Consider the following 25,617-nt stretch of genomic DNA (forward strand, 5'->3'; position numbering starts at 1 on the left):
ACGCGCCACCCGGGGAGGCCTCCAAATGGGGCCTCCCCTGCGGGACGCGCGAGCCGTACCGTCAGTCTCTGAGGAGCAACGTGTCACCCCAACCCGTCCTGGAGATCCGCGGGCTCGACAAGAGCTTCGGTCCCGTGCAGGTCCTGCATGACGTCGCCTTCTCCGCGTTCGCGGGGGAGGTCACCGCGCTGGTCGGCGACAACGGCGCCGGTAAGTCCACCCTGGTCAAGTGCCTGGGCGGCATCCACTCGATCGACGCGGGGGAGTACATCTTCGACGGCAAGCCCGTCCACGTGGCCAGCCCCCGCGAGGCGGCCGAGCTGGGCATCGAGATCGTCTACCAGGACCTGGCGCTCTGCGACAACCTCGACATCGTCCAGAACATGTTCCTCGGCCGCGAGAAGAAGAGCGGGCTGGTCCTGGACGAGGCCACGATGGAGGAGATGGCGGCCAAGACCCTCGACGGTCTATCCGTCCGCACGGTCAAGTCGATCCGCCAGCTCGTCTCCAGCCTGTCGGGCGGGCAGCGGCAGACCGTGGCCATCGCCAAGGCCGTGCTCTGGAACAGCAAGGTCGTGATCCTCGACGAGCCCACCGCGGCACTCGGCGTCGCCCAGACCGCCCAGGTCCTGGAGCTGGTGCGGCGGCTGGCCGACAACGGCCTCTCGGTGATCCTGATCTCCCACAACCTGAACGACGTCTTCGCCGTGTCCGACCGGATCGCGGCGCTGTATCTCGGGCGGATGGCCGCGCAGGTCAAGACGGCCGATGTCACCCACTCCCAGGTCGTCGAGCTCATCACCTCGGGGCGTAGCGGAGAGCTCGGCCTGAAGAACGCCAACGGAGTCACCGCATGAGTACGACAACGATTCCCGAGAAGCCCGTCGCCCAGGCGCCGACCATCGGCGGCAACGTCCGCGGTTACCTGGAACGGGTGCGCGGCGGTGACATGGGTGCCCTGCCCGCCGTCTTCGGGCTGGTCGTACTCTGCACGGCCTTCGCGATCCTGCGCCCGGTGTTCCTGTCCTCGATCAACTTCGCCAACCTGCTCACCCAGGGGGCCGCGATCTCCGTGATCGCCATGGGTCTGGTCTTTGTCCTCCTGCTCGGCGAGATCGACCTGTCCGCCGGTTTCACCAGCGGTGTCTGCGCCGCGGTGCTCGCCGTCACGCTGACCAACAACGGCCAGCCCTGGTACATCGCCGTCGTCGCCGCGATCGTGACCGGTGTGGTGATCGGCGCCTCGCTGGGCGTGCTGGTCGCGAAGCTAGGCATCCCCTCCTTCGTGGTCACGCTGGCCGCCTTCCTCGCCTTCCAGGGCCTGCTGCTGATCCTGGTGAACGAGGGCACCAACATAGCCATCCGCGACCAGACGATCATCGCCATCGAGAACAAGAACCTGCCGCCGACGCTCGGCTGGGCCCTCTATATCGGCTGCGTGGCCATATACGCCGCCGTGCAGATCGTGCGATCGGGCCGCCGCGCCCGCCGGGGCCTGGTGGCCGATCCCGCGACCGTCATCGCCTTCCGCGTCGGGTTGATCGCGGTCCTCGGCGGGCTCGCGGTCTACGCCCTCAACCTGGAGCGCAGCCGCAACGCCCTGCTGGTCTCGCTCAAGGGTGTGCCGATCGTCGTCCCGATCGTGCTGGCGTTGCTGATCCTCTGGACGTTCGTCCTGCGCCGCACCGCCTTCGGTCGGCACGTCTACGCCGTCGGTGGCAACGCCGAGGCGGCCCGCCGGGCCGGCATCAGCGTGGACCGTATCCGGATCAGTGCTTTCGTCATCTGCTCGGGCATGGCCTCGGTCGGCGGCATCATCGCCGCCTCGCAGGCCAGCTCGGTCGACCCCAACACCGGCGGCAGCGACGTGCTGCTGTTCGCGGTCGGCGCCGCGGTGATCGGCGGCACGAGCCTGTTCGGCGGCAAGGGCAGAGTGCTCGACGCCATCCTCGGTGGCGCCGTCGTCGCGGTGATCAACAACGGCATGGGCCTGATGGGCTACAGCGCCAGCGTGAAGTACATCGTCACCGGGTCGGTGCTGCTGCTTGCCGCCGGGGTCGACGCCCTCTCCCGCAAGCGCGCCGCCGCCTCGGGCCTGAGATGATCTCGGGTCAGAACCGGGTCTCGTGCGGGACCCGGAGGTCACGCTCGCCCCGTTGATCTCCTATGGACACCGGCGGCGTGCCGATGACGGCCCGCCGCCGCGCCGGGGCGTCCTGCCGCCGGCGGCGTTGCCGCTGACCCCCCACCGGATGCACAAGGAACCAGAGGACCTCGGATGATGCGCGCGGGCCCCTCACAGGAGGAGATCCGGCGCCATAACCTGGGCGTCCTCCTGCGCCACGTCCACTTGGGCGGGCCGACCTCCAGGGCCGAGCTCACCAGCAGAATGGGGCTCAACCGCAGCACCATCATGGCGCTGACCGCCGATCTGACCGCGGCCGGGCTGGTGCGCGAGGAGCTCCCCCGCGAGACGGGCCGGGCCGGACGTCCCTCGCTGGTGGTCCGGCCCGAGTCGGCGCGGGTGTACGTCCTGGCGTTCGACATCGGCGTCGACAGGCTGGTCGCCGCCCGGGTGGGGCTGGGCGGGGTGATCCTGGACCGTCGTGAGGCGGCCCGGCAGCGCGGGCCGTTCGTCCTCGAGGACGTCGTCGGGCGCCTGGCCTCGTTCTCCGAGCAGATGCTGAAGAAGACCCGTTCCGACACGATCTGCGTCGGGGTGGGCGTGGCGTTCGCCGGCGGCGTGCGCAGCTCCGACGGTGTCGTCCGGTTCAGCCCCAACATGGGGGTGTCCGACATCCCGCTCGGCCAGGAGCTGGAGGCCAGGCTGGCGCTCGGCATCCCGGTCGCGGTCGGGAACGACGCCAACCTCGGCGCGATGGCGGAGCAGGCTCGAGGTGTCGGCGCGGGCTGCCGTGACCTCATCTACCTGCACGGTGACGTCGGCATCGGAGGCGGCGTCATCGCGGCGGGCCAGCTGCTGGGCGGCCAGGGCGGTTACGGCGGCGAGGTCGGCCACATGGTCATCAACGCCGGCGGGCGGCCCTGCGGCTGCGGGTCGCGTGGCTGCCTGGAGGCCGAAGTGGGGGAGCGGGCGCTGCTGGAGGCCGCCGGCCGCTTCGGCCGGCAGATCGGACGCGACGCGGTACGAGCCGTCGTGGACGCCGCCGACCGCGGCGACATCGTCGCGCAGGAGGCCCTGGCGCGGGTGGGCGACTGGCTGGGCCTGGGCGTGGCGAACCTGGTGAACATCTTCAACCCAGAGATCGTCATCTTCGGCGGCATCCTGAGGGAGATCTACCTCGGCGCGGCGGCGCAGGTGCGCAGCCGCATCGTCACCGACGTGCTGCACGCCTCCCGAGAGAGCCTGCGCCTGCGCACCCCGGTGCTGGGCGACGACACCACCCTGGTGGGCGCCGCGGAGCTGGCCTTCGCCCAGGTCCTCGCCGACCCCCTCGACGCCCTCGCCCGCGTCGGCCCCTAGCCGCCCGCCGGTCAGGTTCCCGGGGTCGAGGCCACCATGGTCGAGCCGGCGGCCCAGGTGTTGCAGGCGGCGGGGCCGGCGGCCTTGAAGCCGCGGTTCAGCCAGTTGGCGATGTTGCGTCCCTTGCCGTGGTCGCGGATCTTGCCTCTCTCGTCGCCGCTCTTGCGGGTGACCTCGAGCAGGAACCGCCAGTCGTCGTAGTCCCGGTCCAGGGAGTCCCAGACGCTGCCGATGAACGCCCCCGCGAAGCACTCCGCCTGCAGCTCCAGGCGCCGGTACTGCTCGTAGTACTCGGTCTTGCTCCCTGAGTGCAGGCGGTTGAAGGCACGCTCGATGCCGGCGAGGTTCTGCACGTGGTGGCCGTACTCGTGGGCGATCACGTCCATCAGGAACAGCTCCTGCGCCTGCTCGGTCAGGTTCTTGTCCAGCAGGACGACGATCCGGCGGTACGCGGGGCAGTAGAGCCCCTGGGCGTTCTTCGGCCACTTCTCCCCGCACACGCGCTGTGGCTTGGAGATGAACTGCAGGCGCGGCTTGGAGAAGGGGATGCGGGCCTTCTTCAGCTGCGCCGCCCACGACCGGCTGAGGCAGTCGAAGAGCGGCATGACATACCTCTTGGCCGAGGTCACGTTGCCCGGGGTGACCGGGGGCTCCGGGCAGGTCGCGACGGGGAGCCCGCCCGAGCTGTACAGGGTGCTCCGGGTCAGCGCGGCGTTGTTCCTGATCGGATAGCCGGCCGCCGACGCCGGAGCCGCGTACGCGGTGCCGGCGAGGGAGAGGCTCGCGAGCAGCCCGGCGACCAGCGCTGTGGAGGGCTTTCGAGTGATCACAGCAGAGGAGAGTAGCCGCTATATCCCGCTAAAGGCCCAAAATGGGCCAGATACCGGCTCACGCTCGCGGAGGACCACCCGGCCGCGGGCTGAGGCCGGGGGAGGGGCGCTAGGCGACCGCCGCCGCACTGGCGGACCAGGTGTTGCAGCCGGCGGGGCCCGCCGCCCGGTAGCCGCGGTCCAGCCAGTCGGCCATGTTCCGCCCCTTGCCGTGGGTGCGGGCCTCGCCGGTCTCGTCGCCGCTCTCACGGTCGTCGTCCAGGAGGGTCTCCCAGTCCTCGGCCGTACGGCGCAGCGAGGGCCAGACGCTGCCGATGAAGGCTCCGGCCAGACACTCGGCCTGAAGTTCGTGCCGGCGGGTCTGCTCGTACGACTCGGCGTCGTCGTCGCTCGGCAGGCGGTCGTAGGCGCGCCAGATGCCCGCCATGTTCTGCACGTGGTGGCCGTACTCGTGCGCGATCACGTCCATGAGGAACAGGTCCTCCGGCCGGTCGACGACGCTCTTGTCCAGCATGACCACGATCTGGCGGGTGGAGCTGCAGTAGATCGCCTGGACGTGCTCGCCCCACGCGTCGCCGCAGATCTTCTCGGGCCTGGTGATGAACCTCACAGCCGGCTTCTCGAACGGCAGCCGCTCCTTGGCGAACTGGGCCGCCCATGCCTGGTCCAGGCACTTCACGAGCGGGGTCAGATAGCCGCGCACCGAGGCCACGTCGCCGGCCTTCACCGGCGGCTCGGCGCACGGAGTGCCTGGAAGAGGGCCTGATTTGTACAGCGGGTTCCTCGTCAGGGCTTCCGCGTGCACGATGGGGTCGGCGTCCTGGGCCGCGTGAGCCGTAGCCCCAGGCAGGAGGGTCACGATGATGACCAGAAGGAAGGCGAGAGAAGGCGTCCGCATGGTGCCGCGAGGGTATGCGAACTGCCCACGTGTCGTAAAACCGCTCTAGTGTGGACAAAATCTGGAGGTTTTGTGTGTTCGGCACTCGGACGCCATTGGAGTGGGACCCTTAGGCCAAGCCCGGAGTGCCGCAGGGTCACCCCTAGGGCAAATAGACTCAGGCTGGTCGATTAGTAGGCGGAGGGGATGATTCCGTGAGCGAGCGGAGCCAGCGAACAGATGGTCCGGACTCGGGGCCAACCGGCCTGCTGGAGTCCGTCAAGGGTCCGGAAGATCTCAAGCGCCTGGAGCCCGCTGAGCTGACCGCCCTCGCGGCCGAGCTGCGTGACCTGCTGGTCTCCACCACCTCCCGCATAGGAGGCCACCTCGGCCCCAACCTCGGGGTGGTCGAGCTGACCATCGCCCTGCACCGGGTGTTCGACTCGCCGCGCGACCGCATCCTGTGGGACACCGGCCACCAGTCCTACGTCCACAAGATGCTCACCGGGCGCGCCGCCGACTTCGCCACGCTGCGCCAGGAAGGCGGCCTGTCGGGCTATCCGAGCCAGGCCGAGTCCGACCACGACGTGATCGAGAACTCCCACGCCTCCACCGCCCTGTCCTACGCCGACGGGCTCGCCAAGGCGTACAAGCTGCGCGGCGACACCGGCCGCACGGTCGTCGCGGTGATCGGCGACGGCGCGCTGACCGGGGGCATGGCCTGGGAGGCGCTCAACAACATCGCCGGTCACGCCAAGGACCCCGATCTGCCGCTGGTGATCGTCGTCAACGACAACGGCCGGTCCTACTCCCCGACGATCGGCGGGCTCGCCTCGCACCTGTCCTCGCTGCGCATGACGCAGAACTACGAGCACATGCTGGAGTTCGTCAAGCAGAACCTCGGCCGGGTGCCCGTGGTCGGCACCCCCCTGTACGAAACGCTGCACGGCGTCAAGAAGGGCATCAAGGACGTCCTCGCGCCGCAGGTGATGTTCGAGGACCTCGGCCTGAAGTACGTGGGCCCGATCGACGGCCACGACGAGCAGGCGGTCGAGGTGGCGCTGCGCAAGGCGCGCGACTTCCGCGGGCCGGTCATCGTGCACGTCCTCACCACCAAGGGGCACGGCTACTCGCACGCCGAGAACCACGACGAGGACTGCTTCCACTCCCCGCAGCCGTTCGACCCGCTGACCGGCGAGGAGCAGCCCAAGCCGCACGGCTGGACCAACGTGTTCAGCCAGGAGCTCGTGCGCCTCGGCGCCGAGCGCGACGACATCGTGGCCATCACCGCGGCCATGCTCCACCCCACCGGCCTCGCCGCGTTCGCCGAGGCCTACCCCGAGCGCACCTACGACGTCGGCATCGCCGAGCAGCACGCCCTGACCAGCGCGGCGGGCCTCGCGCTCGGCGGCCTGCACCCGGTCGTCGCGATCTACGCCACCTTCCTCAACCGGGCCTTCGACCAGCTCCTCATGGACGTCGCGCTGCACCGCCTGCCGGTCACGGTCGTGCTCGACCGCGCGGGCGTCACCGGCGACGACGGGGCGAGCCACAACGGCATGTGGGACCTGTCCATCCTCCAGGTGGTGCCCGGGCTCTCCGTGGCCGCGCCCCGCGACGCCGTACGGCTGCGCGAGCTGCTGACCGAGGCGGTCGGGATCGACAGCGGTCCCACCGTGGTGCGCTTCCCCAAGGGCGCCGTCGGCCCCGAGATCGAGGCCGTGGGCAGGCTCGGCCAGATGGACATCCTGCGCCGGGGCGACGAGGCCGACGTGCTGCTGGTGGCCGCGGGCCCGATGGCCCAGATGGCGCTCGAAGCGGCCGCGCTGCTGGACGCGCAGGGCATCTCGGCCACCGTGGTCGACCCGCGCTGGGTCAAGCCGCTCGACGAGGCCCTGGTGGGCGCCGCCGCCGAGCACCGGCTGGTCGCGGTCGTGGAGGACAACGGCCGCGTCGGCGCGGTGGGCGACGCGGTGGCCCGCCTGCTCAGGGACGCGGGTGTCGACGTCCCGGTGCGCACGTTCGGGGTGCCGCAGCGGTTCCTCGACCACGCCAAGCGGGCCAAGATCCTCGCCGAGATCGGACTCACCGGCCAGGACCTCGCCCGGCAGATCACCGAGGCGGTCGCCCGGCGCTCCTCGATGCTGGAGGACCACCCCGCGGGCTGACATCCCGGCTCGTCGGCGGGGCGATGGAGGAATGTTCGTCCGCTCTTGGGGTAGGCATGGCCTGCGCTTTCGTAAGGAGGCGTCCTGAGTGGTCAGTGACGATCAGGGGGCGTGCCGATGTCCATCTTCCGGACCAAGTCCGTCGAGCGGTCGATGCAGGACACCGAGGCGCCCGAACATCGGCTCCGCCGCAGCCTGAGCGCCCTCGACCTGACCGTCTTCGGTGTCGGCGTGATCGTCGGCACCGGCATCTTCGTCCTCACGGGGCAGGTGGCCAGGGACACCGCCGGGCCGGCCGTCGCCCTGTCGTTCGTCATCGCGGGCGTCGTCTGCGCGCTCGCCGCGCTGTGTTACGCCGAGTTCGCCTCGACCGTGCCGGTGGCCGGGTCGGCGTACACCTTCTCCTACGCCACGCTCGGGGAGTTCCCCGCGTGGATCGTCGGCTGGGACCTGATGCTGGAGCTCGCCCTCGGCGGTGCGGTGGTCGCGGTCGGCTGGTCCGGATACTTCTCCGAGTTGCTCGCCACGTTCGGCGTCCACCTGCCCGCCACGTTCGCCGGCGAGCAGGCCACCTTCAACATCCCCGCCGTCGTCGTGGTGCTCGTCCTGACGGGCGTGCTGGTGGCCGGCATCAAGCTGTCCGCCCGTTTCAACCTGGTCGTGGTCGGCATCAAGGTGGCCGTGATCCTCCTGGTCATCGTGGCGGGCCTGTTCTTCGTGAGGAGCGCGAACTACGCCTCGTTCATCCCGCCCTCGCAGCCGCTCCCCGCGGAGGGCGGCCTCCAGGCGCCGCTGATCCAGGTCATGTTCGGCCTCACCCCGGTCGCGTACGGCGTCTTCGGCATCTTCGCCGGGGCGGCCGTCGTCTTCTTCGCCTTCATCGGCTTCGACGTGGTGGCCACGGCCGCGGAGGAGACCCGCAAGCCGCAACGGGACCTGCCGATCGGGATCATCGCCTCCCTGGCGATCTGCACGGTGCTGTACGTCGCGGTGTCGCTGGTGGTGGTGGGCATGCAGCCGTACAACCGCCTCAGCCGTTCGGCGCCGCTGGCGGGCGCGTTCCGTGTCGTCGGGCAGGACTGGCTGGCCACGATCATCAGCGTCGGCGCGCTGGCCGGGCTGACGACGGTCGTGATGATCCTGATGCTGGGCCAGAGCCGCATCTTCTTCGCCATGAGCCGCGACAACCTGCTTCCCCGGGGACTGGCCGCCGTCCATCCCCGGTTCGGCACGCCGTACCGCATCACGATCATCATCGGGGTGGCCACCGCGCTGCTGGCCGGCTTCATCCCGCTGTCGGCCCTGGCCGAACTGGTCAACATCGGCACGCTGTTCGCGTTCGTCCTGGTCTCGGTCGGCGTCGTCATCCTGCGCAGGACCCGGCCCGACCTGCCCCGTTCCTTCCACACGCCGCTGGTCCCGCTGGTGCCGGCCCTGTCGGTGCTGGCCTGCGTCTACCTGATGCTGAACCTCCCGGTCGAGACCTGGCTGCGGTTCATCATCTGGATGGCGATCGGGGTGGCGCTCTACTTCGTGTACGGCAGGCGGCACAGCCGGGTGGGCGACGAGCCGGCGATGCCGGTCAAGTAACGCCGTACGGGGATGAGATGACCGGGCCTGGACACCGGACACGTGCGTGGAACACCCGTGACCGCTGGACAATGAAAGGGGCACAGGCACGGGAGGACGACCATGGTCACGCTGGAAGACGTCGCCAGGCACGCGGGGGTGTCGCTGGCGACGGCCTCTCGGGTGCTGAACGGCAGCAGCCGGCAGGTCGGCGCGGCCATGCGGGCGAGGGTCGAGTCCTCGGCCGCCAAGCTGGGATACCGCGTCGACGTGACGGCCCAGACGCTGGCGCGGGGAGCGAGCAACGTCGTCGGCCTGGTGATCCAGGACCTGACCGACCCCTACTTCGCGGCCATCGCCGACGGGGCCATCAGGGCCGCCGACCTGCAGGGCATGGTGGTGACCCTCGGCACGACCTACCGCGACCCCGAGCGGGAGATCGCCCTGGTCGCCACGCTGAACGCCCAGCGCGCCCGCGTCGTGCTGATCGCCGGTTCGCGTACCACCGACGAGGCCATGATCCGGCGGCTGCGCGGCGAGCTCGACTTCTACTGCGCCGCCGGGGGGCGGGTGGCGGTCATCGGGCAGGACCTCCTCGGCACCGACGCCGTGGTCCCGCAGAACCGCCAGGGAGCGCGCAAGCTGGCCCTCACCCTCGCCGGGGAGGGCCACCGCCGTTTCGCCGTGCTGGCCGGGCCGCAGTACCTCTACACCGCCCTCGATCGCGCGTCCGGGTTCGCCGAAGGGCTCGCCGAGCTGGGGCTGCCCGCGCCGGTCGTGGTGCACGGCGGGTTCGACAGGGACGGCGGGCATGCCGCGGCGGTGGCGCTGACGAGCATGGACACCGACGTCACCTGCGTGTTCGCGGTCAACGACGTGATGGCGGTGGGAGCGCTTGCCGCCTTCAGGGAGCAGGGGGTCCACGTGCCGGGTGATCTGTCGATGGCCGGGTTCGACGACATCGCCTCGCTGCGCGACCTGGTGCCGGCGCTGACGACCGTGCGGCTGCCGCTGGCGCACATGGGGTCGCTGGCGCTCGACCTGGCCCTGTCCTTCACCGACGTGCCCCATAAGGAGTCCATCGAGGGTGAGGTCGTCCTGCGCGAGAGCGTCAGGAGGCTCACCGGCGCCCAGGGCGACCTTACTTCGTAAAGGGCGCGCGACTCAGCTCTCGAACTGGTCCTGGTCGGCGAGACGGATCAGCGCCGTCGAAAGCGGAGCCGTCACCAGGGCGATCTGCCACTCGCGGGCACCCAGCGAGCGCAGCCGCGCCGCCACCGTCTCCTCGCCGAGGTCGGCGGGCGGCTCCCACGTGAGCCGCCGGACGGCCTCCGGCTGGAGGAGGTTCTCCGTGGGCATGTGGTGGGTCTCGGCGAGCGCGGCGACGGCCGCCCTGGCGGCGGCCAGCCGTTTGGCCGCGGCGGGGTCGCGGTCGGCCCAGCGGTTCGCCGGCGGCGGTCCGTCGCCCGGACCGCTCGGCTGCGGGAGCTGGGCTTCGGACAGCACGCGCGCCCGCCCGATGGCGTTGAGCCATTCGCGCAGGTGGCGCCGGGCGCTGCGCCCGGTGAACGGCGGGATCTCGGTCAGGGCCTTGGTCGTGCGCGGCTGCTCGAGCGCGGCGGTCACGATCGCCGAGTCGGGCAGCACCCGGCCGGGTGCCAGGTCGGTGTCACGGGCGAGCTCGTCGCGCAGCGTCCACAGCTCGCGAACCACGGCCAGGCCGCGCAGGGTCCGCACCCGGTGGATGCCGGAGGTGCGCCGCCAGGGGTCGGTGCGCGGCGGCGACGGGGGAGCGGCCAGGATCGAGGCGAACTCCTCCTGCGCCCATTCGAGCTTCCCGCTGGCGGCCAGCTCGTCGTGGAGCACGTCGCGCAGCTCGATGAGCACCTCGACGTCGAGCGCGGCGTAGCGCAGCCAGTCCTCGGGGAGCGGGCGGTGCGACCAGTCGGCCGCCGAATGCCCCTTCTCCAGGCGCAGGCCGAGGACGTTCTCCACCATCGTGCCGAGGCCGACACGCTCGTAGCCGAGTAGCCTTCCGGCCAGCTCGGTGTCGAACAGCCGCCGGGGGGTGAAGCCGAGCTCGGCCAGGCAGGCGAGGTCCTGCGTGGCGGCGTGCAGGACGACCTCGGCGTCGGCCAGCGCGGCGTCCAGCTCCGACAGGTCGGGGCAGGCGATCGGGTCGATCAGCGCGCTGCCCGCGCCGGCGCGGCGGAGCTGCACGAGGTAGGCACGGCCGCTGTAGCGGTAACCGGACGCGCGTTCGGCGTCCACGGCGACCGGGCCGGTGCCTTTGGCGAACGCGCTTACGGCCGCCGCGAGGGCGGCGGGGTCCTCGATGACCGGCGGGATGCCCTCGCGGGGTTCCAGAAGCGGCACTATCTCGGATGCGGGGATGAGTTCGTCGTCGGTCACGTCCTGAAGGACTCCGGATCTTCGCGACGCGCGGACCGTGGCGGGAGGGCCGCGACATCGGGTGGCAGGGGTGGGATACCCGCCGCGAGGCACATGAGGTCGCACCAGGCGGCGACGTGCGCCGACAGATCCTCCTCGAGCGGGGACCACGACGCGCGCAGCTCCAGCTCGGTGGTGACCGGGTCGTCGGCCTTGTTGCCGAACCCCTCGGAGACGGCCCGGGTGACCGTGCCGCCCGCGGCGGCGTAGCGCGCCTGGTGGGAGTCGAGGGACTCGGTCAGCCAGCTCCACGCCACCGGCCCGAGCAGGGGGTCGGAGGTGATCTCCGGCTCCATGTCGGCGCGCACGTAGGCTACCAGCCGGAACGGACCGTCCCACCCTCGCTGGCCGTCGGGGTCGAACAACATGATCAGCCGGCCGACCGCGAGTTCGTCGTCGTCGCGGTAGACGGACGCGCCCACCGCGCCGGAGTAGGGGGCCAGCCGCTGCGGGGCGGGGATGTCCTCCAGCTCGATCTCGGGCCTGACCTCGGTAGGACGAAGGCTCTCCAGCGCCCGCCGGAAAGCGGCAGGGGCCGGTGGCGCGTCACCGATGGTCATGATGGCAGCGTAGGCCGGAGCGGGCGGGGCCGGAAGCAGGGGGGTATGCGCTGGGGACATGGGTGGTGATCAAGCCGCCATCACCGGGGCGACGCCACGCTCCACGTAGGCATGGTCGTGGTGGTCGTCCCGCCTGCCGAGACGGGGTTGGCGCTTGAACTCCCGTTCGCCGGCACGGAGCGCACAATGCACAGTGCGGTGCTCGGAGGAACTCCACATCGCGGTCATCGCGGGCCTTTCGTCGGGTCCCAAGATCGAGATCTCGCACGGACAGGAGTGCGCGTCGCCTGGCCGGCGATTCCCCCCGCGCGCCTTGTCCGTGAACTCGAGGGCTGGTCCGACGTTGACACGTCACGGCGACATTTCCCCGCAACGCGCTCGGCGTGTCCCGAAAGTGGTCACCGAATCAGCGCCGCGCGGTGATTTGACGAACCTTTGAACACGCCACGGCATGATCACGGACCTCACGTGAGACGTACTGTACCTGCGGATGGCAACGGGTTGGCGCGGCCGGCGTCGGCTCGGACACGGACCGGCCCCGCCGAACCCGACATAGTGGACTGATAGGTGCTTCCATCATCATCACCGGACATCCCCCGGGTAAATATCTTTTTCGCGGCAAGCTTTGGTATCTGGCGGCACGGACCCGCCACAAGGCGTGTCCACCCTGCACGCGGTGCGTGGACCGGCCACCTCCCATGGCACCCTTGAGACGTGAATCCCGAGACCGCCGAGTCCCCGTTCGTCCGTGCCTGCCGCCGGCTGCCCGTGCCGCATACTCCGGTGTGGTACATGCGGCAGGCGGGACGCTCGCTGCCCGAATACCGCGCGGTGCGCGCCGACGTCCCCATGCTCACCGCGTGCGCGACCCCCGACCTCATCGTGGAGATCACGATGCAACCGGTGCGGCGGTACGGCGTGGACGCGGCGATCTTCTTCAGCGACATCGTGGTGCCGCTCAAGGCCATCGGGATCGACCTCGACATCAAGCCGGGCGTCGGCCCGGTCGTCGACCGCCCGATCAGGGACCTCGCGGGGGTCGGCACCCTGCGCGCCCTGGACCCCGGTGACGTGCCGTATGTCACCGAGGCGATCGAGGCGCTGACGAAGGAGCTAGGCGCCACCCCGCTCATCGGCTTCGCCGGCGCGCCGTTCACGCTGGCGTCCTACCTGATCGAGGGCGGCCCCTCCAAGAACCACGACCACACCAAGGCCATGATGTACGGCGCGCCCGAGCTCTGGCACGCCCTCATGGGCCGCCTCACCGACATCACGCTGGCCTACCTTCGGGTGCAGGCCGCCGCGGGCGCCTCGGCGCTCCAGCTCTTCGACTCCTGGGTCGGCGCCGTCGCACCCGCCGACTACCGCGAGTTCGTCCTTCCCCACACCAGCCGCATCTTCGCCGGGCTGGCCGACCTGGACGTGCCGCGCATCCACTTCGGGGTGGGCACGGGCGAGCTGCTCGGCCTGCTGGGCGAGGCCGGAGCCGATGTGGTGGGCGTCGACTGGCGCGTGCCCCTCGACGAGGCCACGCGCCGCGTCGGGCCAGGCAAGGCGCTGCAGGGCAACCTCGACCCCGCCATCCTGTTCGCGCCCTGGGAGGTCGTCGAGCGGCGCTCCCGCGACATCCTCGCCCAGGGCCGGGCGGCCGAGGGCCATGTGTTCAACCTCGGCCACGGGGTGCTGCCCACGACCGACCCCGGCCAGCTCGCCCGCCTCACCGACCTGGTGCACGAGGCCTCCGCCCGCTGATCGGCGCCGGTCCCACGCCTACATGGGGGGAACGCCCTCGGGCTTGGTCACGGTCGTCTCCGTGGCCGTGGAGCCTCGCGCACCGGCGGTCGCGGGCTGAGGGGTCACCTCCGGCCGGTGCGGCTCCTGTTCCCCGGGACCCGCCGGCGCGTCCGGCGCCGCCTCCTTGGCCGTGGTCCTGGGCCGCACGCGCCGCCGTACCGCGAGGAAGGCCGGCCACAGCACCGCCAGTACGACGAGCCAGGGCAGCAGTATCCCGATCAGCGTCAGGACGACCTTCGTGGTGCCGACCAGGGCGTTCCAGCCGCTCTTGAGGCCGTTGAGGAAGCCCGGCGGTTCGGTGTCGGGCTCGACGACCACCGCGGCCGTGCCGACGATGTTGAGGGTCAGCGTGGCCGCGCTGGTCTGTGCGGCCAGGGACTTCTGCCGGGCCTGCAGCGACTCCAGCTCGGCCTCCCTGCCCGAGATCTCCCGCTCGACCGACAGCACCTCGCCGATGGTCTTGGCCTTGCTCAGCAGCGTGCGGAGCTGGTCGAGGGCGGCCTCGCCCGACTTCACCCGGCTCTCCACGTCGGCGACCTGCTCGGTGACGTCCTCGGTGCCCTGGCTCAGCGACTCCCGCTTGCCGAGATCCTTGCCGAGCTGGCCGACGACGGCCGGGTAGCGCTCCGGGGGGATCTTGAAGACGAGGGTGGACTTGCCCTCGCCCCCGTACGAGGACGACTCCTCCCGGTCGAGGCGGCCCCCGGCGCCGGTGACGATCTGCTTGGCCTTCTCGGCCGACGCGGCGACGTCCGTGGCACGGACCGTCATCTCGCCGGTGTACACGATGGCCCGGTCCGGGATCTTCACGTTGGAGGAGTCCGCCGTGGTGGCCCGGGAGTCCTGTCCCTCGGAGGCTCCGCCTTCCTTGCCGGCCTGGTCCGGGGCCGCGGGCCCGAGATCCGCGGGCCGGGCCGCGGGTGCGGCACCCGAGTTGGACTGCGTATCCGCCCCGCCTCCGCAACCTGACACGACGAGGACGACGGCCGCCATGGCGGCCATCAGGGGCGGGAGGCACCGTAATCTGCTCATGTCCTTGTTGACGAGAACGGCGTGCGCGCAGTTTGACGGGTCGCGTCACAATGGCGTCACGTTCTCCGCCTCCCGGCCCGGAGCCACGCCGTGGCCAGCCCGGGAGGTGTCCCGAGGCGGGTAACGTCTGAAGACATGGAAGGGACTCGGCGGCACGTCGTGGTCGTGGGCGGGGGCATCGCCGGGCTGGCCGCGGCATGGTTTCTCCGCCAGGAGGACGACGGCCTCGCGGTGACCGTGCTCGATGGGGCCTCGCGCGTCGGCGGCAAGCTGCGCGCCTCGCAGATCGCGGGCATCTCCGTCGACGAGGGCGCGGAGGCCATGCTGGCCCGCCGCCCCGAGGGCAAGGATCTCGCCCGCATGGTGGGGCTCGGCGACGAGCTGGTCCATCCAGCTCCGGTCGGCGCCTCGATCTGGAGCAGGGGCGCGCTGCGGGCGATGCCCAAGGGTCACGTCATGGGCGTTCCTTCCGACATCCTGCGGCTCGGGCGTTCGGGCATCCTGTCGCCCGCGGGGCTGGCCCGGGTGCCGCTCGACCAGATCCTCCCCCCGACCCTGATCACCTCTGACGTCTCGGTGGCGGCGTACATCGGGGCGCGAATGGGCGGCGAGGTCGTCGACCGGCTGGTGGAGCCGCTGCTCGGCGGTGTCTACGCCGGGCGCGCCGAGCTCCTCTCGCTGGACGCGACCATGCCCCACGTCGCGACGGCCGCCCGCACCGAGCGCTCGCTGCTGAGGGCGGCCCGCGCGATCGCCGGTTCCCCCAAGGACGCGGGCCCGGTGTTCACCACGCTGAAGGGCGGCATGGGCGGCCTGCCCGAGGCCGTCGCGGCGGCGTCCGGCGCCGACATCAGGACCGGCGTCATGGTCCGCGAGCTCAGGCGCACACCCTCCGGCTGGCGCCTGGTGACCGGTGCCACAAGAGAACCGGAGACGATCGAGGCCGACGCGGTGATCGTCGCGGTGCCCGCGGCGCCGGCGGGTCGGCTGCTCGCGCACGAGGTGCCCAAGGCCGCCGCGGAGCTGGCCCGCATCGAGTACGCCAGCATGGCGATCGTCACCCTGGCCTACCCTCGCGCCGCGTTCCCCGAGCCGCCGAGCGGCAGCGGTTATCTCGTGCCGCCGGTCGAGGGCCGGCCGGTCAAGGCCGTGACGTTCAGCACGGTGAAGTGGCCCCATCTGGCCGAGGCCGACCCCGGCGTGCTGGTGTTGCGCTGCTCCATCGGGCGGCTGGGGGAGGAGTTGGTCCTCCAGCGTGACGATGACGAGCTGGTGGCGCTGGCCATGGGGGAGATGGCCGAGATCATGGGAGTCCGCGGGCTGCCGCTGTCCAGCCGGGTGAGCCGCTGGGGTGGCGCCCTGCCGCAGTACGACGTCGGTCACCTCGACCGGGTCGCGCGCATCCGAGCCGCCGTGGCCGTCCAGCCGGGCCTTGCCGTGTGCGGGGCCGCGTACGACGGGCTGGGCATCCCCGCCTGCGTGGCGACCGCCCGCACGGCCGCACTGGGCATCCTGTCGCACCTGCGGCAGGAGCGCGGAGGAGAATGGCGTGAGGACGAGCCGGCGGCCGGCTCCCGGTGAGCCGTCCGGCCGTGCCCAGGTGAGTGAAGCTGTCGATGGAAGGCGAGTGCGTTCAGTGACGGAGAGCAGTGCGCGGCCCAAGGCGCGCGACCTCAACCAGGTCATCCGGTACACCATGTGGTCGGTCTTCCGGGTGCGCGACCCCCTTCCCGGCGATCGCCAGGACCTGTCGCAGGAGGTCGGGGCCGTGCTGTCGCAGGCCGCCGAGAAGGACGTCGTGACCAGGGGGTGCTATGAGGTGGCCGGCTTCCGGGCCGACGCCGACTACATGTTCTGGTGGCACGCCTCCACGCCGGAGGATCTCCAGGAGGTCTACGGCCGCTTCCGGCGCACCGCCCTTGGCAGGGCCAGCGAGCCGATGTGGTCGGTGATGGCGCTGCACCGTCCCGCCGAGTTCAACAAGTCGCACATCCCGGCCTTCCTGGCCGAGGAGCAGGCGCGCGGCTACGTCTGCGTCTACCCGTTCGTGCGGTCCCTGGAGTGGTATCTCCTGGAGGACGCCGAGCGCCGCGCCATGCTGGCCGAGCACGGCAAGCTCGCCCGTGACTACCCCGATGTGCGGGCCAACACGGTGGCGTCGTTCGCGCTGAACGACTTCGAGTGGATCCTGGCCTTCGAGGCCGACGAGCTGCACCGCATCGTCGACCTGATGCGGCACCTGCGCGCCTCGGAGGCCCGCAGGCACACCCGCGTGGAGGTGCCCTTCTACACCGGCACCCGCAAGCCCCTGGAGGAGCTGGTGGCCGCCCTACCATAAACGGTCAAAGCCCGCCATGTCCCCCCACTCTGGGGCATGCGTAACTTAGATCACAAACGCCTCAGTAGTGTTATCGCAGGAACAACCCACGCGAGTTCGCGATCTTTGGCATACTCGTGGGTAATTCCCGTGTCGACGTGAGGCAGAGGGTGAACAGGGGCAGCGGTCTGGCACGTTCCAGGCGAGGGGGACACCGGCGGCGCAAGTCACGCCGGACAGCGGTACTAGAGGGGTTCGTCGCGCTGGCCGCCATCGTGGTCGCCGCTCTGGCGATCGGCGCGGTCCTCGGGCGGCAGGGGGGTGGCTCGGCCGCGTCCGGTGCCACGCCGCCCACGCCGAAAGCGCCCGTGGTGGCCGACAGCCCGGCCAAGGGGGGTCCGGACGTCACCACCGCGAGCGCCCGGGCCAAGAAGTCGCGACCCGCGGCGAAGACCGCGGCCGGCCCGTCGAAGCACACCGACGCCAAGGCGGTGAACTACTTCCAGACGCGGTGGGTCGCCGACAAGGCGGTGAAGCGGATCACCGACATCAGGACGGTCGGAAAGTACCTCCGGATCTACACCAACCTGCCGGAGACGGCCCACAACTCCAAGAGCGCGATCGACCTGTGCAAGCGGGGGCTCGAATACCTGGTCCAGGAGGTCGGCGACCAGCACCCGGTCGTGTTCGTCCAGGCGGAGTTCGGTCAGAACGGCAACCCGGTCCTGGCCAACATCCTCGGCCCGGACGACACCTCGTGCAGGCTCACGCATCCGGATCCCGGCTAGACGCAAGGGCCCGAGGCTAGACGCAAGGGCCCGAGGCTAGACGCAAGGGCCCGAGGCTAGACGCAAGGGCCCGAGGCTAGACGCAAGGGCCCGAGGCTCGATGCGGGCTCGTTCACTTACCGGGCCTGGGGGTCCTCACCCGCACCCTGGTCTTGCCGCAGACCTCGCAACGCTGTGTGACCACCTGGCCTATGGCCTCGATGGTCTCCCATCTGTGGCGGAGGTGCACACGGCTCCCCGGGCGGGACGGAACCTGTTGTTCATTCGGGCGGAGGCCCACATCCGTTCTACCCGGGCCTCACGACCGCATGCACCGGATATTACTTTCCGTATGCCGTCCATTACAGTCGCGGGCCGCGTTCCGGCGGCCCGTGACCTCGCGCGAAAGCTCTCGCCTACTCGGCCGGCTCCAGGCGGAGCGAGACCGAGTTGATGCAGTAACGGTCGTCGGTGGGGGTGGGATACCCCTCGCCGTGGAAGACGTGCCCCAGGTGGGAATCGCACCGGGCGCAGCGCACCTCGACGCGGGACATGCCGAGGGAGTGGTCCTCGATGAGGGTCACGGCCTCGGTGTCCGACGGCTCGAAGAACGACGGCCACCCGCAGTGGGAGTCGAACTTGGTCTCGGAGCGGAACAACTCCGCCCCGCAGGCGCGGCACGAATAGACGCCCACCGTCTTGGTGTCGACGTACTCTCCGGTGAACGGACGCTCGGTGCCCGCCTGGCGAAGCACCCGGAACTCTTCGGGGGACAGCTGGACACGCCAGTCGGCGTCACTCTTGACCACCTTCTCCATGCCTCCAGCCTATGCGCGCACGTGGATCCTGTGCGCGCACGTGGATGCCAGGGCCCCCGGAGCCGGGGCGTAAGCGGAGGGGTGATCGGGTCTTCTGGGGCGGACCGTCCCGTCCCGGTTTCTGTCAGCGCCGCAGGGTACGGTCGAGGGCATGGCGTCGCCGTTTATCGAGCTCAATGTCGGGGACCGGGTCATCAAGGTCACCAACCCGGACAAGATCTATTTCCCCGACCTCGGGGCGACCAAGCGTGAGCTGGTCGAGTACTACGTCTCCGTCGGTGAGGGCGCGCTCAGAGCGCTCAAGGACCGGCCCACCTACCTCAAGCGCCATCCCGACGGCGTGCAGTCGGAGGCGATCTACCAAAAGCGCGTCCCGCCCCGGCACCCCGACTGGCTGCAGACCGTCACCATCCGGTTCCCCAGTGGCCGCTCGGCCGACGCCCTGCGGGTGACCGAGGTCGCCGCCATCGCCTACTGCGCCAACCTCGGCACGATCGACTTCCATCCGTGGCCCACCCGCGCCGACGACGTCGAGCATCCGGACGAGCTGCGCATCGACCTCGACCCCCAGCCCGGCACCGACTTCGAGGACGCCAGGCGGGCCGCGTTCGCCGTGCGAGAGGTCCTCGACGAGCTGGGCATGCGCGGGTTCCCCAAGACCTCGGGCACCCGGGGCATCCACATCAACGTGCGCATCGAGCGCCGGTGGTCGTTCACCGAGGTGCGGCAGAGCGCCATCGCGCTGGCCCGCGAGGTCGAGCGGCGCCGCCCCGACCTCACCACCACGGCCTGGTGGAAGGAGGAGCGCGGCGAGAAGGTCTTCATCGACTACAACCAGAACGCCCGCGACCGCACCATCGCCAGCGCCTACTCCGTGCGGGCCCGGCCGTATGCCCCGGTGTCCACGCCGGTGACCTGGGAGGAGCTGGCCGACGTCAACCCCCGCGACTTCGACATCCGCACCGTCCCGCCGAGGTTCGCCAAGCTGGGCGACCTGCACCGCGAGATCGACGACCAGGCGTTCGCCCTGGAGCCGCTGCTGGAGTCGTACGCCAAGGACGAGCGCGGCGACATGCCCTACCCGCCCAACTACCCCAAGATGCCGGGCGAGCCCAAGCGCGTCCAGCCCAGTAAGGCAAGGCCGTCCAGCGGCGAAGACTGACCCGGCCGGCGGCCGGAGCGTAGCTCCGGCGTGCCGGCCGACGCGGACACGGGCCGACGCGGCGCCCCGGCAGCGCTCGTGAGTAACTTATCGATCACGTTACTTGACGTCAGGTCCAATAGTTCGGAAGGCTCTTCCGTACATCGGGGCACTTGTGGTCTGAGGGCAACGGGAGCAGAGCTGTGGCGAACTCAAGAGCGCGACGTCTGGCCGCCGCGGGTGCGATGTCGGCGTTCGTGGCCGGCGGCGTCTGCCTGGCGGCGGGAGCGGGCACGGCCTCCGCGCAGACGCGGGCGCAGGACCCTCTCGTGCGTGAGACCTGCCTTGACCTGCCGATCCTGCCGTTGGGCTGTGAGTCCGGCGATCCGGCCCCCACCGACGGCTGGTCGAACGGGCCCGGCCCGGACGACACCCCGAGCGACGGCTTCTCCAGCGTCCCCTGGCCCGACGACTCGCCGAGCGGGCTCGGGGAGTCGAGCTGGTCGGCTCCTCCGGCCGGCCCGCCCCCCGGCTGGCGGCCCGAGGACGACAAGGGGGAGCCCTACATCCCGAGAGGCGCCCCGCACACCGGTGCCGGAGGGCTGGCCGAGGACCCCGCCACCTGGCCGTTCGCCGCGGGAGGAGCGTTCCTGGTCGCCGGTGCCGGTCTCGCGGGCTATGCCGTACGGCGCCGCCGCCCGGCCTCCGGCGAGCGCTAGCGCCCGATGGCTCCCGGCGCGGACGGACGGCCGCCCGGCCAGCGATTGATCATGGCCGGCGCGGCCGCCGTCACGCTGGCCGGCGTCGCCCTGCTCGGCATCGGCGTGAGCGGCGCGCTCTCGCGGGCCGGCGGGCCGTCCGAGGCGCCGGGCCGGCAGGCCCAGGCCGCGACGCCCAAAGGCGCGAGGGCCGCCGTCCCCTTGGGATCACCTGGCCGGCTGCTCGGCGCGGTGGCCAAGCCGATGAAGGCGTCCCCTCCGGCTGCCGTCTACATTCCGAGGATCGGCGTGGCGGCGCCGCTGATGCGCCTGGGCGTGGACCGGGCAGGAGCGGTCGAGATCCCGCCGCTGAGCCCCGCGAACATCGCGGGCTGGTACCGCTACGGCGCGACGCCGGGGGCGAAGGGTGCCGCCGTGATCCTCGGGCATCTGGACACCCGCTCGGGCCCGGCCGTGTTCGCCGGCCTCCACCAGGTGGTCCGGGGCGACGAGATCCAGGTGATGCGGCAGGACAGGTCGGTGGCGATCTTCGTGGTGGACGGCACCGAGCGCGTGGCCAAGAGCACGTTCCCGGCCGCCAAGGTGTACGGCAGGCTCAAGTACGCGGCGATCCGCCTGGTGACCTGCGGCGGCGCGTTCGACAAGCGGCGGCACAGCTACAAGGACAACCTGATCGTCTACGGCCACCTGGCCCAGCGCTACTACCCGCCGAAGTGAGGAGGCCGGTGCCCGGCGCCCCGCGGCCGGGCGACCGTGTTCACCTGTTGTCCTTCTCCGCGGCCTCACCGGGGCCGGCGCCCACGTCGGCGTGCCGGGACATGGTCGCCGCGGCCCGGCGGACGGCTCCCACGGGCACCGTGGGGACGAGCTTGTCCAGGAAGGCGTACCTGCGCACGAGCGAGTCGATGTAGGCGCCGCTGTGCCCTGCGGCGGACCGCACGTCGTGCCACCAGTCGGCGATGTCCCCCCAGCCGGGTGCGGCGAGGGAGCCGCCGAACTGCTGCACGGCGAGCGCGGAGCACACTCCGGCGAACGCGAGGCGGTCGGCCAGCGGCCAGCCCGAGAGGGTGCCGAGCACCAGGCCCGCTCCGAAGACGTCGCCGGCTCCGGTCGGATCGAGAGCGGTCACCCGCAACGCCGGGACGTACGCCTCCTCGCTCGTCGTGGAGTCGATGGCCATCGCGCCGTTGGCGCCGTCGGTGACCACGGCCAGCGGCACGCGGTCGGCGAGGGCGTAGAGGGCCTCGCGGGGGGTCTCGGTGCTGGTGTAGGCCATGGCCTCCACCGCGTTCGGCATGAAGGCGTGGCAGACGGCAAGCTGGTCGAGCAGAGAGGGAGACCAGGTCTGGGAGGGATCCCAGCCCACGTCGGCGAAGATGAGGGCGCCGTCGTCGTGCGCGAGGTCGGCCCAGGTGCGGGTGCCGGCGCTGCCGAGCGGCTCCTCGAAGGACAGCGGCGCGATCACGGCACTGGAGCGCGGCGGGCGCCCGATCATCTCCGTCGAGGCCATGGGCGGGGGATGGCCGTGGGTGACCATGCTGCGGTCGCGGTTCACCGCCATCGAGACCGTCACCGGGGAGTGCCACTGCTGGAACCGGCGCGACCGGGACAGGTCGACCGACTCCTGCTCGGACAGGATGCGCCAGTTGAAGTCGGCGTAGTCGTCGTCGCCGAACGCGGCGGCCATGGAGGTGCGCAGGCCGAGGCGGCTCGAGGCGATGGCGAGGTTGGCGATGCCCCCTGGGCACGACCCCATCCCGTCGGCCCAGACCTCGGTGCCGACGGCCGGCATCGCGTGGAGCCCGGTGAAGACGATGTCGAGGAAGACCGTGCCCGCGGTGAACACGTCGAACTCCGGCCCGTCTGGGCTGCGTTGGTCGGCTAGCGGGTCATAGGCCTGGGCAGACACGGAGTGGGTCCTCCTCGACGGTGCGAAGAATGTGCGCACTCTTGCACGTTCCGGCTGTCCGCATCAAGAGTGGACGGGCATTGATGCTCAGTTTTGCTTAGTTGCGCGCAAGAATGACTGATACGATCCTGGCGTGCTCCAGCACGTCAGACATGCCCAGATCATGCGGCGAGTCCGCCTCGCAGGGGCGACAAGCGTGCGCGACCTCGCCGCCCAGCTTGGCGTCAGCCCTTCGACCATCCGGCGTGATCTGGAGGTTCTGAACCGCGACGGCACCCTCACGCGCGTGCGCGGGGGAGCGCTCGCCAACCTCGACGCCGACGACGGCCTGGCCTTCGCACGGGCCGCGAGCATCGATGAGCAGGACAAGGACGCCGTGGCCGCTCGTGCCGCCCGGCTCGTTCGGGACGGCGACGTCGTGCTGCTCGACATCGGCACCACCACCGTGCGGCTCGCCCGCCATCTCGGCGGCCGCCGCGTCACCGTGGTCACCTCCAGCCTGGCCGTCGTCGACGTGCTGCGCGCCGACCCGGACGTGGAGCTGCTGCTGCTCGGTGGCATGCTGCGCCGCACCTACCACTCGCTCGTCGGCGTGCTCACCGAGGAGGCGCTTCGCCAGGTGTGCGCCGACCGCGTCTTCCTCAGCGCGAGCGGCGTACGGCCCGACGGCCAGGTGACCGACTCCACGCTCGCCGAGGTGCCGCTGAAGCGGGCCATGATGGCCGCGGCAGGGGAGGTGGTCCTGCTGGTCGATCGCCACAAGTTCCCCGGCAACGGCGCGCTGCGCGTGTGCGGCCCCGAGGAGCTCGACGTGGTCGTCACCAACCAGGGCGCCGACCAGGCGACCCTGGAGGCCCTGGCCGCGGCGGGCGCGAAGGTGGTCCTGACGTGACCGGGCAGGCGGGCCAGGTGCCCGGGAACGCACCGCGGCACGGTGATCGCAGGGGCAAGGAGCAGGCATGAGGTTGACGATCCTCGGTGGCGGCGGTTTCCGCGTCCCTCTCGTGTACGGCGCGCTGCTGCGTGACACCGGCAGGCCGCGGGTCGAGGAGGTCGTGCTGTACGACGTCTCCAAGGAGCGCCTGGCCGCCGTCGGCCACGTGCTGGCGCAGCTCGCGGCCGGGCACGACGACCCGCCGCGCGTGCGCGCCACCACCGACCTGGATGACGCACTGCGCGACGCCACGTTCGTGTTCTCGGCCATCAGGGTGGGCGGCCTCGAAGGCCGCACGGCCGACGAGCGGGTCGCGCTCGATCTCGGGCTCCTCGGCCAGGAGACGATCGGGCCGGGCGGCATCGCCTTCGGCCTGCGCACCATCCCGGTCGCCCTGCACGTCGCCGAGCGCGTCGCCGCCGTCGCGCCACGGGCGTGGGTCATCAACTTCACCAACCCGGCCGGCATGATCACCGAGGCCATGCAGCGGGTGCTCGGCGAGCACGTGATCGGCATCTGCGACTCGCCGGTCGCGCTGATCCGCCGGGCCGCCCGGTCGCTCGGCCTCGACCCCGGCCGCACCGCCCCCGACTACGTCGGCCTCAACCACCTCGGCTGGCTGCGCGGGCTGTCGTACGAGGGCCGCGACGTCCTGCCCGACCTGCTCGCCGACGAGGCGGCGCTGAAGAGGGTGGAGGAGGCGCGGCTGTTCGGCTCCGAGTGGGTGCGGTCGCTGGGCGCGCTGCCGAACGAATACCTGTACTACTACTACTTCACGCGCGAGGCGGTGGCGGCGATCGGCGCCGCGGCCCAGACCCGGGGGGAGGCGCTGCTCCAGCAGCAGTCCCGCTTCTACTCGGCGGTGCTGCGGGAGCCCGAGCACGCCCTGGCCGAGTGGCGCCGCACCCGCAGGGAGCGCGACGCCTCCTACATGGCCGAGACCCGCGACACCACGCAGGCGGGCGAGCGGGACGTGGCCGACCTGGTGGCCGGTGGGTACGAAGGCATCGCGCTCGCGCTGATGTCCACCATCGCCCGGGGAGGATGCACGACCATGATCCTCAACGTGCGCAACGGCGCGGCGGTCGCCGGGATGCCGCCCGAGGCGGTCGTGGAGATCCCCTGCGTCGTGGAGGCGGGCGGCGTGCGACCGCTGGCCACCAAGCCGCTGCCGGGCCAGTTCCTGGGGCTGGTCCAGCAGGTCAAGGCCGTCGAGCAGCTCACCATCGAGGCGGCCGTGACCGGCTCGGCGGGGGCGGCGCTGCGGGCCTTCGCCTCGCACCCGCTCGTCGACTCGGTCTCGGTCGCACGCCGGCTCCTGGACGGCTACCGCGCCCGGATCCCCGAGCTGGCGTCGGTCCTGCACACCGTGCCACGGCGGTGACCTCGCGGGTCAGGCCGCCGTGCGCAGGAACCGCAGGTCGGTGGCGAGGCGGCGGAGGTCCACACCGTTTCCGCCCATGATGCGGACCGACCGGTTGGAGCCGTCGGCGAGCAGCCCGCGCAGCAGATCCTCGCCGGTCACCCGCCCGGTGGAGCCGTGCCAGTTCATGGCGACCTCGACGACCTTCCTCGCCCTGCCGGTGAGCACCAGATCGTGCGCCGGGCCGGAGAGGATCATCGCCAGGGGCCGCCACCGGGAGCGGAACAGGGTCCACCGCGCCGGATCGTCCACCCGCGCCAGGCCGGACGCGCGACGGCGGACCTCGTCCAGGTCGATCCCGAGCGTGGCGAGCAACTCGCGGTCGTGCGGACGCACGGCTCCGCCGCCCGCGGCCGTCATGGCGGTGCGGACGGCCTCGGTGGTCAGATCGAAGCCGCCGAGGGGCTCGTCGAAGGGGCGGGTCTTGGCCAGGGCGAGCAGGATGAGGTCCTCGTCGAGGAGGTCGTGGCCGGCGTCGGCGGCGAGCAGGCCCGCTTCGACCATGGCTTGGCGTGCGGATGGCGTGAACTTCCCGAAAATGGTCACTCGTGGCTCCCCGCTGTGTGCTCCATGACCCGATGTGCGTGCTTCCGGTGTGCCGTCTGCCGCTTCACGCCGAGGGCGTCGGCGATGGCCTCCCACGACCAGCCCTGGGCGCGGGCATTCCCGACGTGCACCGCTTCCAGCTCCTCGATGAGCCTGCGCAGGGCCGCCACGGCGGCGAGACCCGTCGCGGGATCGCTGCCGCCGGCGGCCTCGGCGAGTTCGGTCGCTGTACTCATGGTGTCAGCATAAGCTGACGAGCACCGATTTGTCAGCATTGG

24 protein-coding genes are annotated in these 25,617 nt (G+C 71.2%); 15 read left to right on the top strand and 9 right to left on the bottom strand.

Going from position 1 to position 25,617, the window contains the following annotated elements; translation table 11 throughout:
- Positions 1-80 precede the first annotated feature (80 nt).
- The 3 genes from ABD810_RS07960 (at position 81) to ABD810_RS07970 (ending at position 3,484) form a co-directional block, all read left to right on the top strand.
- Positions 81-857, top strand: coding sequence for an ATP-binding cassette domain-containing protein (locus ABD810_RS07960; RefSeq protein WP_344936224.1), 777 nt, complete (start codon positions 81-83; stop codon positions 855-857).
- Positions 854-2,104 (top strand): sugar ABC transporter permease, encoded by a 1,251-nt coding sequence (locus ABD810_RS07965; protein WP_344936226.1) that lies wholly within the window; start codon positions 854-856, stop codon positions 2,102-2,104. The genes ABD810_RS07960 and ABD810_RS07965 overlap by 4 nt, the downstream gene beginning before the upstream one ends.
- Before the next feature lie 177 nt (positions 2,105-2,281).
- Entirely contained in the window at positions 2,282-3,484 is a 1,203-nt protein-coding gene (locus tag ABD810_RS07970; protein ID WP_344937548.1) for an ROK family transcriptional regulator, read from the top strand.
- 11 nt (positions 3,485-3,495) lie between these two features.
- On the opposite strand, the gene ABD810_RS07975 is transcribed toward ABD810_RS07970, so the two are convergent.
- Both ABD810_RS07975 and ABD810_RS07980 read right to left on the bottom strand, forming a co-directional pair.
- Entirely contained in the window at positions 3,496-4,314 is an 819-nt protein-coding gene (locus ABD810_RS07975) for a neutral zinc metallopeptidase (RefSeq protein WP_344936228.1), read from the bottom strand.
- A 109-nt stretch (positions 4,315-4,423) separates the two neighbouring features.
- Positions 4,424-5,173 (bottom strand): neutral zinc metallopeptidase, encoded by a 750-nt coding sequence (locus tag ABD810_RS07980; protein WP_344936230.1) that lies wholly within the window; start codon positions 5,171-5,173, stop codon positions 4,424-4,426.
- Between the two features lie 284 nt (positions 5,174-5,457).
- Between ABD810_RS07980 and dxs the strand changes: the two genes are divergently transcribed.
- The 3 genes from dxs (at position 5,458) to ABD810_RS07995 (ending at position 10,080) form a co-directional block, all read left to right on the top strand.
- On the top strand, positions 5,458-7,359 hold the full coding sequence (gene dxs / locus ABD810_RS07985; protein WP_344937550.1) for a 1-deoxy-D-xylulose-5-phosphate synthase: 1,902 nt from the start codon (positions 5,458-5,460) through the stop codon (positions 7,357-7,359).
- A 117-nt stretch (positions 7,360-7,476) separates the two neighbouring features.
- Positions 7,477-8,949: an amino acid permease gene (locus tag ABD810_RS07990; RefSeq protein WP_344936232.1), complete on the top strand. Its 1,473-nt coding sequence runs from the start codon at positions 7,477-7,479 to the stop codon at positions 8,947-8,949.
- 102 nt (positions 8,950-9,051) lie between these two features.
- Entirely contained in the window at positions 9,052-10,080 is a 1,029-nt protein-coding gene (locus ABD810_RS07995) for a LacI family DNA-binding transcriptional regulator (protein ID WP_344936234.1), read from the top strand.
- Between the two features lie 12 nt (positions 10,081-10,092).
- Here the strand turns inward: ABD810_RS07995 and ABD810_RS08000 are convergent, their stop codons facing one another.
- Together ABD810_RS08000 and ABD810_RS08005 are read right to left on the bottom strand one after the other, a co-directional pair.
- Positions 10,093-11,340 carry an HRDC domain-containing protein gene (locus tag ABD810_RS08000; RefSeq protein ID WP_344936236.1) on the bottom strand — a complete coding sequence of 416 codons (1,248 nt, stop codon included), beginning with the start codon at positions 11,338-11,340 and terminating at the stop codon, positions 10,093-10,095.
- The gene (locus tag ABD810_RS08005; protein ID WP_344936238.1) at positions 11,337-11,939 is read right to left on the bottom strand and encodes a DUF3000 domain-containing protein; all 603 of its coding nucleotides are present in this window, start codon (positions 11,937-11,939) and stop codon (positions 11,337-11,339) included. Before ABD810_RS08005 ends, ABD810_RS08000 begins: the two co-directional genes overlap by 4 nt.
- Before the next feature lie 714 nt (positions 11,940-12,653).
- Here ABD810_RS08005 and hemE point away from each other — a divergent pair.
- On the top strand, positions 12,654-13,691 hold the full coding sequence (hemE, locus tag ABD810_RS08010; protein ID WP_344936241.1) for a uroporphyrinogen decarboxylase: 1,038 nt from the start codon (positions 12,654-12,656) through the stop codon (positions 13,689-13,691).
- Positions 13,692-13,709: 18 nt separating this feature from the next.
- Here hemE and ABD810_RS08015 read toward each other — a convergent pair whose 3' ends face one another.
- Positions 13,710-14,765, bottom strand: coding sequence for a DUF4349 domain-containing protein (locus ABD810_RS08015; protein WP_344936244.1), 1,056 nt, complete (start codon positions 14,763-14,765; stop codon positions 13,710-13,712).
- 135 nt (positions 14,766-14,900) lie between these two features.
- On the opposite strand from ABD810_RS08015, the gene hemG reads away from it, so the two are divergent.
- The 3 genes from hemG (at position 14,901) to ABD810_RS08030 (ending at position 17,870) form a co-directional block, all read left to right on the top strand.
- Positions 14,901-16,346, top strand: a complete 1,446-nt coding sequence (gene hemG, locus ABD810_RS08020) for a protoporphyrinogen oxidase (RefSeq protein WP_344936246.1) — start codon at positions 14,901-14,903, stop codon at positions 16,344-16,346.
- 115 nt (positions 16,347-16,461) lie between these two features.
- Positions 16,462-17,103 carry a hydrogen peroxide-dependent heme synthase gene (hemQ, locus tag ABD810_RS08025; protein WP_344937553.1) on the top strand — a complete coding sequence of 214 codons (642 nt, stop codon included), beginning with the start codon at positions 16,462-16,464 and terminating at the stop codon, positions 17,101-17,103.
- Positions 17,104-17,252: 149 nt separating this feature from the next.
- Entirely contained in the window at positions 17,253-17,870 is a 618-nt protein-coding gene (locus ABD810_RS08030; protein WP_344936249.1) for a hypothetical protein, read from the top strand.
- Positions 17,871-18,265: 395 nt separating this feature from the next.
- Here ABD810_RS08030 and msrB read toward each other — a convergent pair whose 3' ends face one another.
- Positions 18,266-18,667, bottom strand: coding sequence for a peptide-methionine (R)-S-oxide reductase MsrB (gene msrB / locus ABD810_RS08035; protein ID WP_344936252.1), 402 nt, complete (start codon positions 18,665-18,667; stop codon positions 18,266-18,268).
- 151 nt (positions 18,668-18,818) lie between these two features.
- Between msrB and ligD the strand changes: the two genes are divergently transcribed.
- From ligD to ABD810_RS08050, 3 genes are all read left to right on the top strand, one after another.
- The gene (gene ligD, locus ABD810_RS08040; RefSeq protein WP_344936255.1) at positions 18,819-19,829 is read left to right on the top strand and encodes a non-homologous end-joining DNA ligase; all 1,011 of its coding nucleotides are present in this window, start codon (positions 18,819-18,821) and stop codon (positions 19,827-19,829) included.
- A 182-nt stretch (positions 19,830-20,011) separates the two neighbouring features.
- A complete protein-coding gene (locus tag ABD810_RS08045) occupies positions 20,012-20,527 on the top strand; it encodes a hypothetical protein (protein WP_344936257.1) in 516 nt (171 codons plus the stop codon).
- Positions 20,528-20,578: 51 nt separating this feature from the next.
- Positions 20,579-21,244, top strand: a complete 666-nt coding sequence (locus ABD810_RS08050; protein ID WP_344936259.1) for a class F sortase — start codon at positions 20,579-20,581, stop codon at positions 21,242-21,244.
- A 40-nt stretch (positions 21,245-21,284) separates the two neighbouring features.
- Here the strand turns inward: ABD810_RS08050 and ABD810_RS08055 are convergent, their stop codons facing one another.
- Positions 21,285-22,436: a carbohydrate kinase family protein gene (locus tag ABD810_RS08055; RefSeq protein WP_344936261.1), complete on the bottom strand. Its 1,152-nt coding sequence runs from the start codon at positions 22,434-22,436 to the stop codon at positions 21,285-21,287.
- A gap of 133 nt (positions 22,437-22,569) precedes the next feature.
- Here ABD810_RS08055 and ABD810_RS08060 point away from each other — a divergent pair, with 133 nt between their 5' ends.
- Together ABD810_RS08060 and ABD810_RS08065 are read left to right on the top strand one after the other, a co-directional pair.
- On the top strand, positions 22,570-23,328 hold the full coding sequence (locus tag ABD810_RS08060) for a DeoR/GlpR family DNA-binding transcription regulator (protein ID WP_344936263.1): 759 nt from the start codon (positions 22,570-22,572) through the stop codon (positions 23,326-23,328).
- A gap of 67 nt (positions 23,329-23,395) precedes the next feature.
- Positions 23,396-24,754 carry a 6-phospho-beta-glucosidase gene (locus ABD810_RS08065; protein ID WP_344936265.1) on the top strand — a complete coding sequence of 453 codons (1,359 nt, stop codon included), beginning with the start codon at positions 23,396-23,398 and terminating at the stop codon, positions 24,752-24,754.
- Between the two features lie 9 nt (positions 24,755-24,763).
- Here the strand turns inward: ABD810_RS08065 and ABD810_RS08070 are convergent, their stop codons facing one another.
- Together ABD810_RS08070 and ABD810_RS08075 are read right to left on the bottom strand one after the other, a co-directional pair.
- The gene (locus tag ABD810_RS08070) at positions 24,764-25,339 is read right to left on the bottom strand and encodes a Clp protease N-terminal domain-containing protein (RefSeq protein WP_344936267.1); all 576 of its coding nucleotides are present in this window, start codon (positions 25,337-25,339) and stop codon (positions 24,764-24,766) included.
- Positions 25,336-25,575, bottom strand: coding sequence for a helix-turn-helix domain-containing protein (locus ABD810_RS08075; RefSeq protein WP_344936270.1), 240 nt, complete (start codon positions 25,573-25,575; stop codon positions 25,336-25,338). Before ABD810_RS08075 ends, ABD810_RS08070 begins: the two co-directional genes overlap by 4 nt.
- Between the last annotated feature and the right edge of the window lie 42 nt (positions 25,576-25,617).

Source organism: Sphaerisporangium flaviroseum (assembly GCF_039537005.1).
In the GTDB taxonomy this organism is placed as follows: domain Bacteria; phylum Actinomycetota; class Actinomycetes; order Streptosporangiales; family Streptosporangiaceae; genus Sphaerisporangium; species Sphaerisporangium flaviroseum.

Excerpts from the sequence above, each read along its gene's own strand:
- ABD810_RS07965 (WP_344936226.1), top strand. The coding sequence starts at position 854 with ATGAGTACGACAACGATTCCCGAGAAGCCCGTCGCCCAGGCGCCGACC.
- ABD810_RS07970 (WP_344937548.1), top strand. The coding sequence starts at position 2,282 with ATGCGCGCGGGCCCCTCACAGGAGGAGATCCGGCGCCATAACCTGGGC.
- ABD810_RS07990 (WP_344936232.1), top strand. The coding sequence starts at position 7,477 with ATGTCCATCTTCCGGACCAAGTCCGTCGAGCGGTCGATGCAGGACACC.
- ABD810_RS07995 (WP_344936234.1), top strand. The coding sequence starts at position 9,052 with ATGGTCACGCTGGAAGACGTCGCCAGGCACGCGGGGGTGTCGCTGGCG.
- ABD810_RS08005 (WP_344936238.1), bottom strand. The coding sequence starts at position 11,939 with ATGACCATCGGTGACGCGCCACCGGCCCCTGCCGCTTTCCGGCGGGCG.
- ABD810_RS08015 (WP_344936244.1), bottom strand. The coding sequence starts at position 14,765 with ATGAGCAGATTACGGTGCCTCCCGCCCCTGATGGCCGCCATGGCGGCC.
- hemG (WP_344936246.1), top strand. The coding sequence starts at position 14,901 with ATGGAAGGGACTCGGCGGCACGTCGTGGTCGTGGGCGGGGGCATCGCC.
- hemQ (WP_344937553.1), top strand. The coding sequence starts at position 16,462 with ATGTGGTCGGTCTTCCGGGTGCGCGACCCCCTTCCCGGCGATCGCCAG.
- msrB (WP_344936252.1), bottom strand. The coding sequence starts at position 18,667 with ATGGAGAAGGTGGTCAAGAGTGACGCCGACTGGCGTGTCCAGCTGTCC.
- ligD (WP_344936255.1), top strand. The coding sequence starts at position 18,819 with ATGGCGTCGCCGTTTATCGAGCTCAATGTCGGGGACCGGGTCATCAAG.
- ABD810_RS08050 (WP_344936259.1), top strand. The coding sequence starts at position 20,579 with ATGGCCGGCGCGGCCGCCGTCACGCTGGCCGGCGTCGCCCTGCTCGGC.
- ABD810_RS08065 (WP_344936265.1), top strand. The coding sequence starts at position 23,396 with ATGAGGTTGACGATCCTCGGTGGCGGCGGTTTCCGCGTCCCTCTCGTG.
- ABD810_RS08075 (WP_344936270.1), bottom strand. The coding sequence starts at position 25,575 with ATGAGTACAGCGACCGAACTCGCCGAGGCCGCCGGCGGCAGCGATCCC.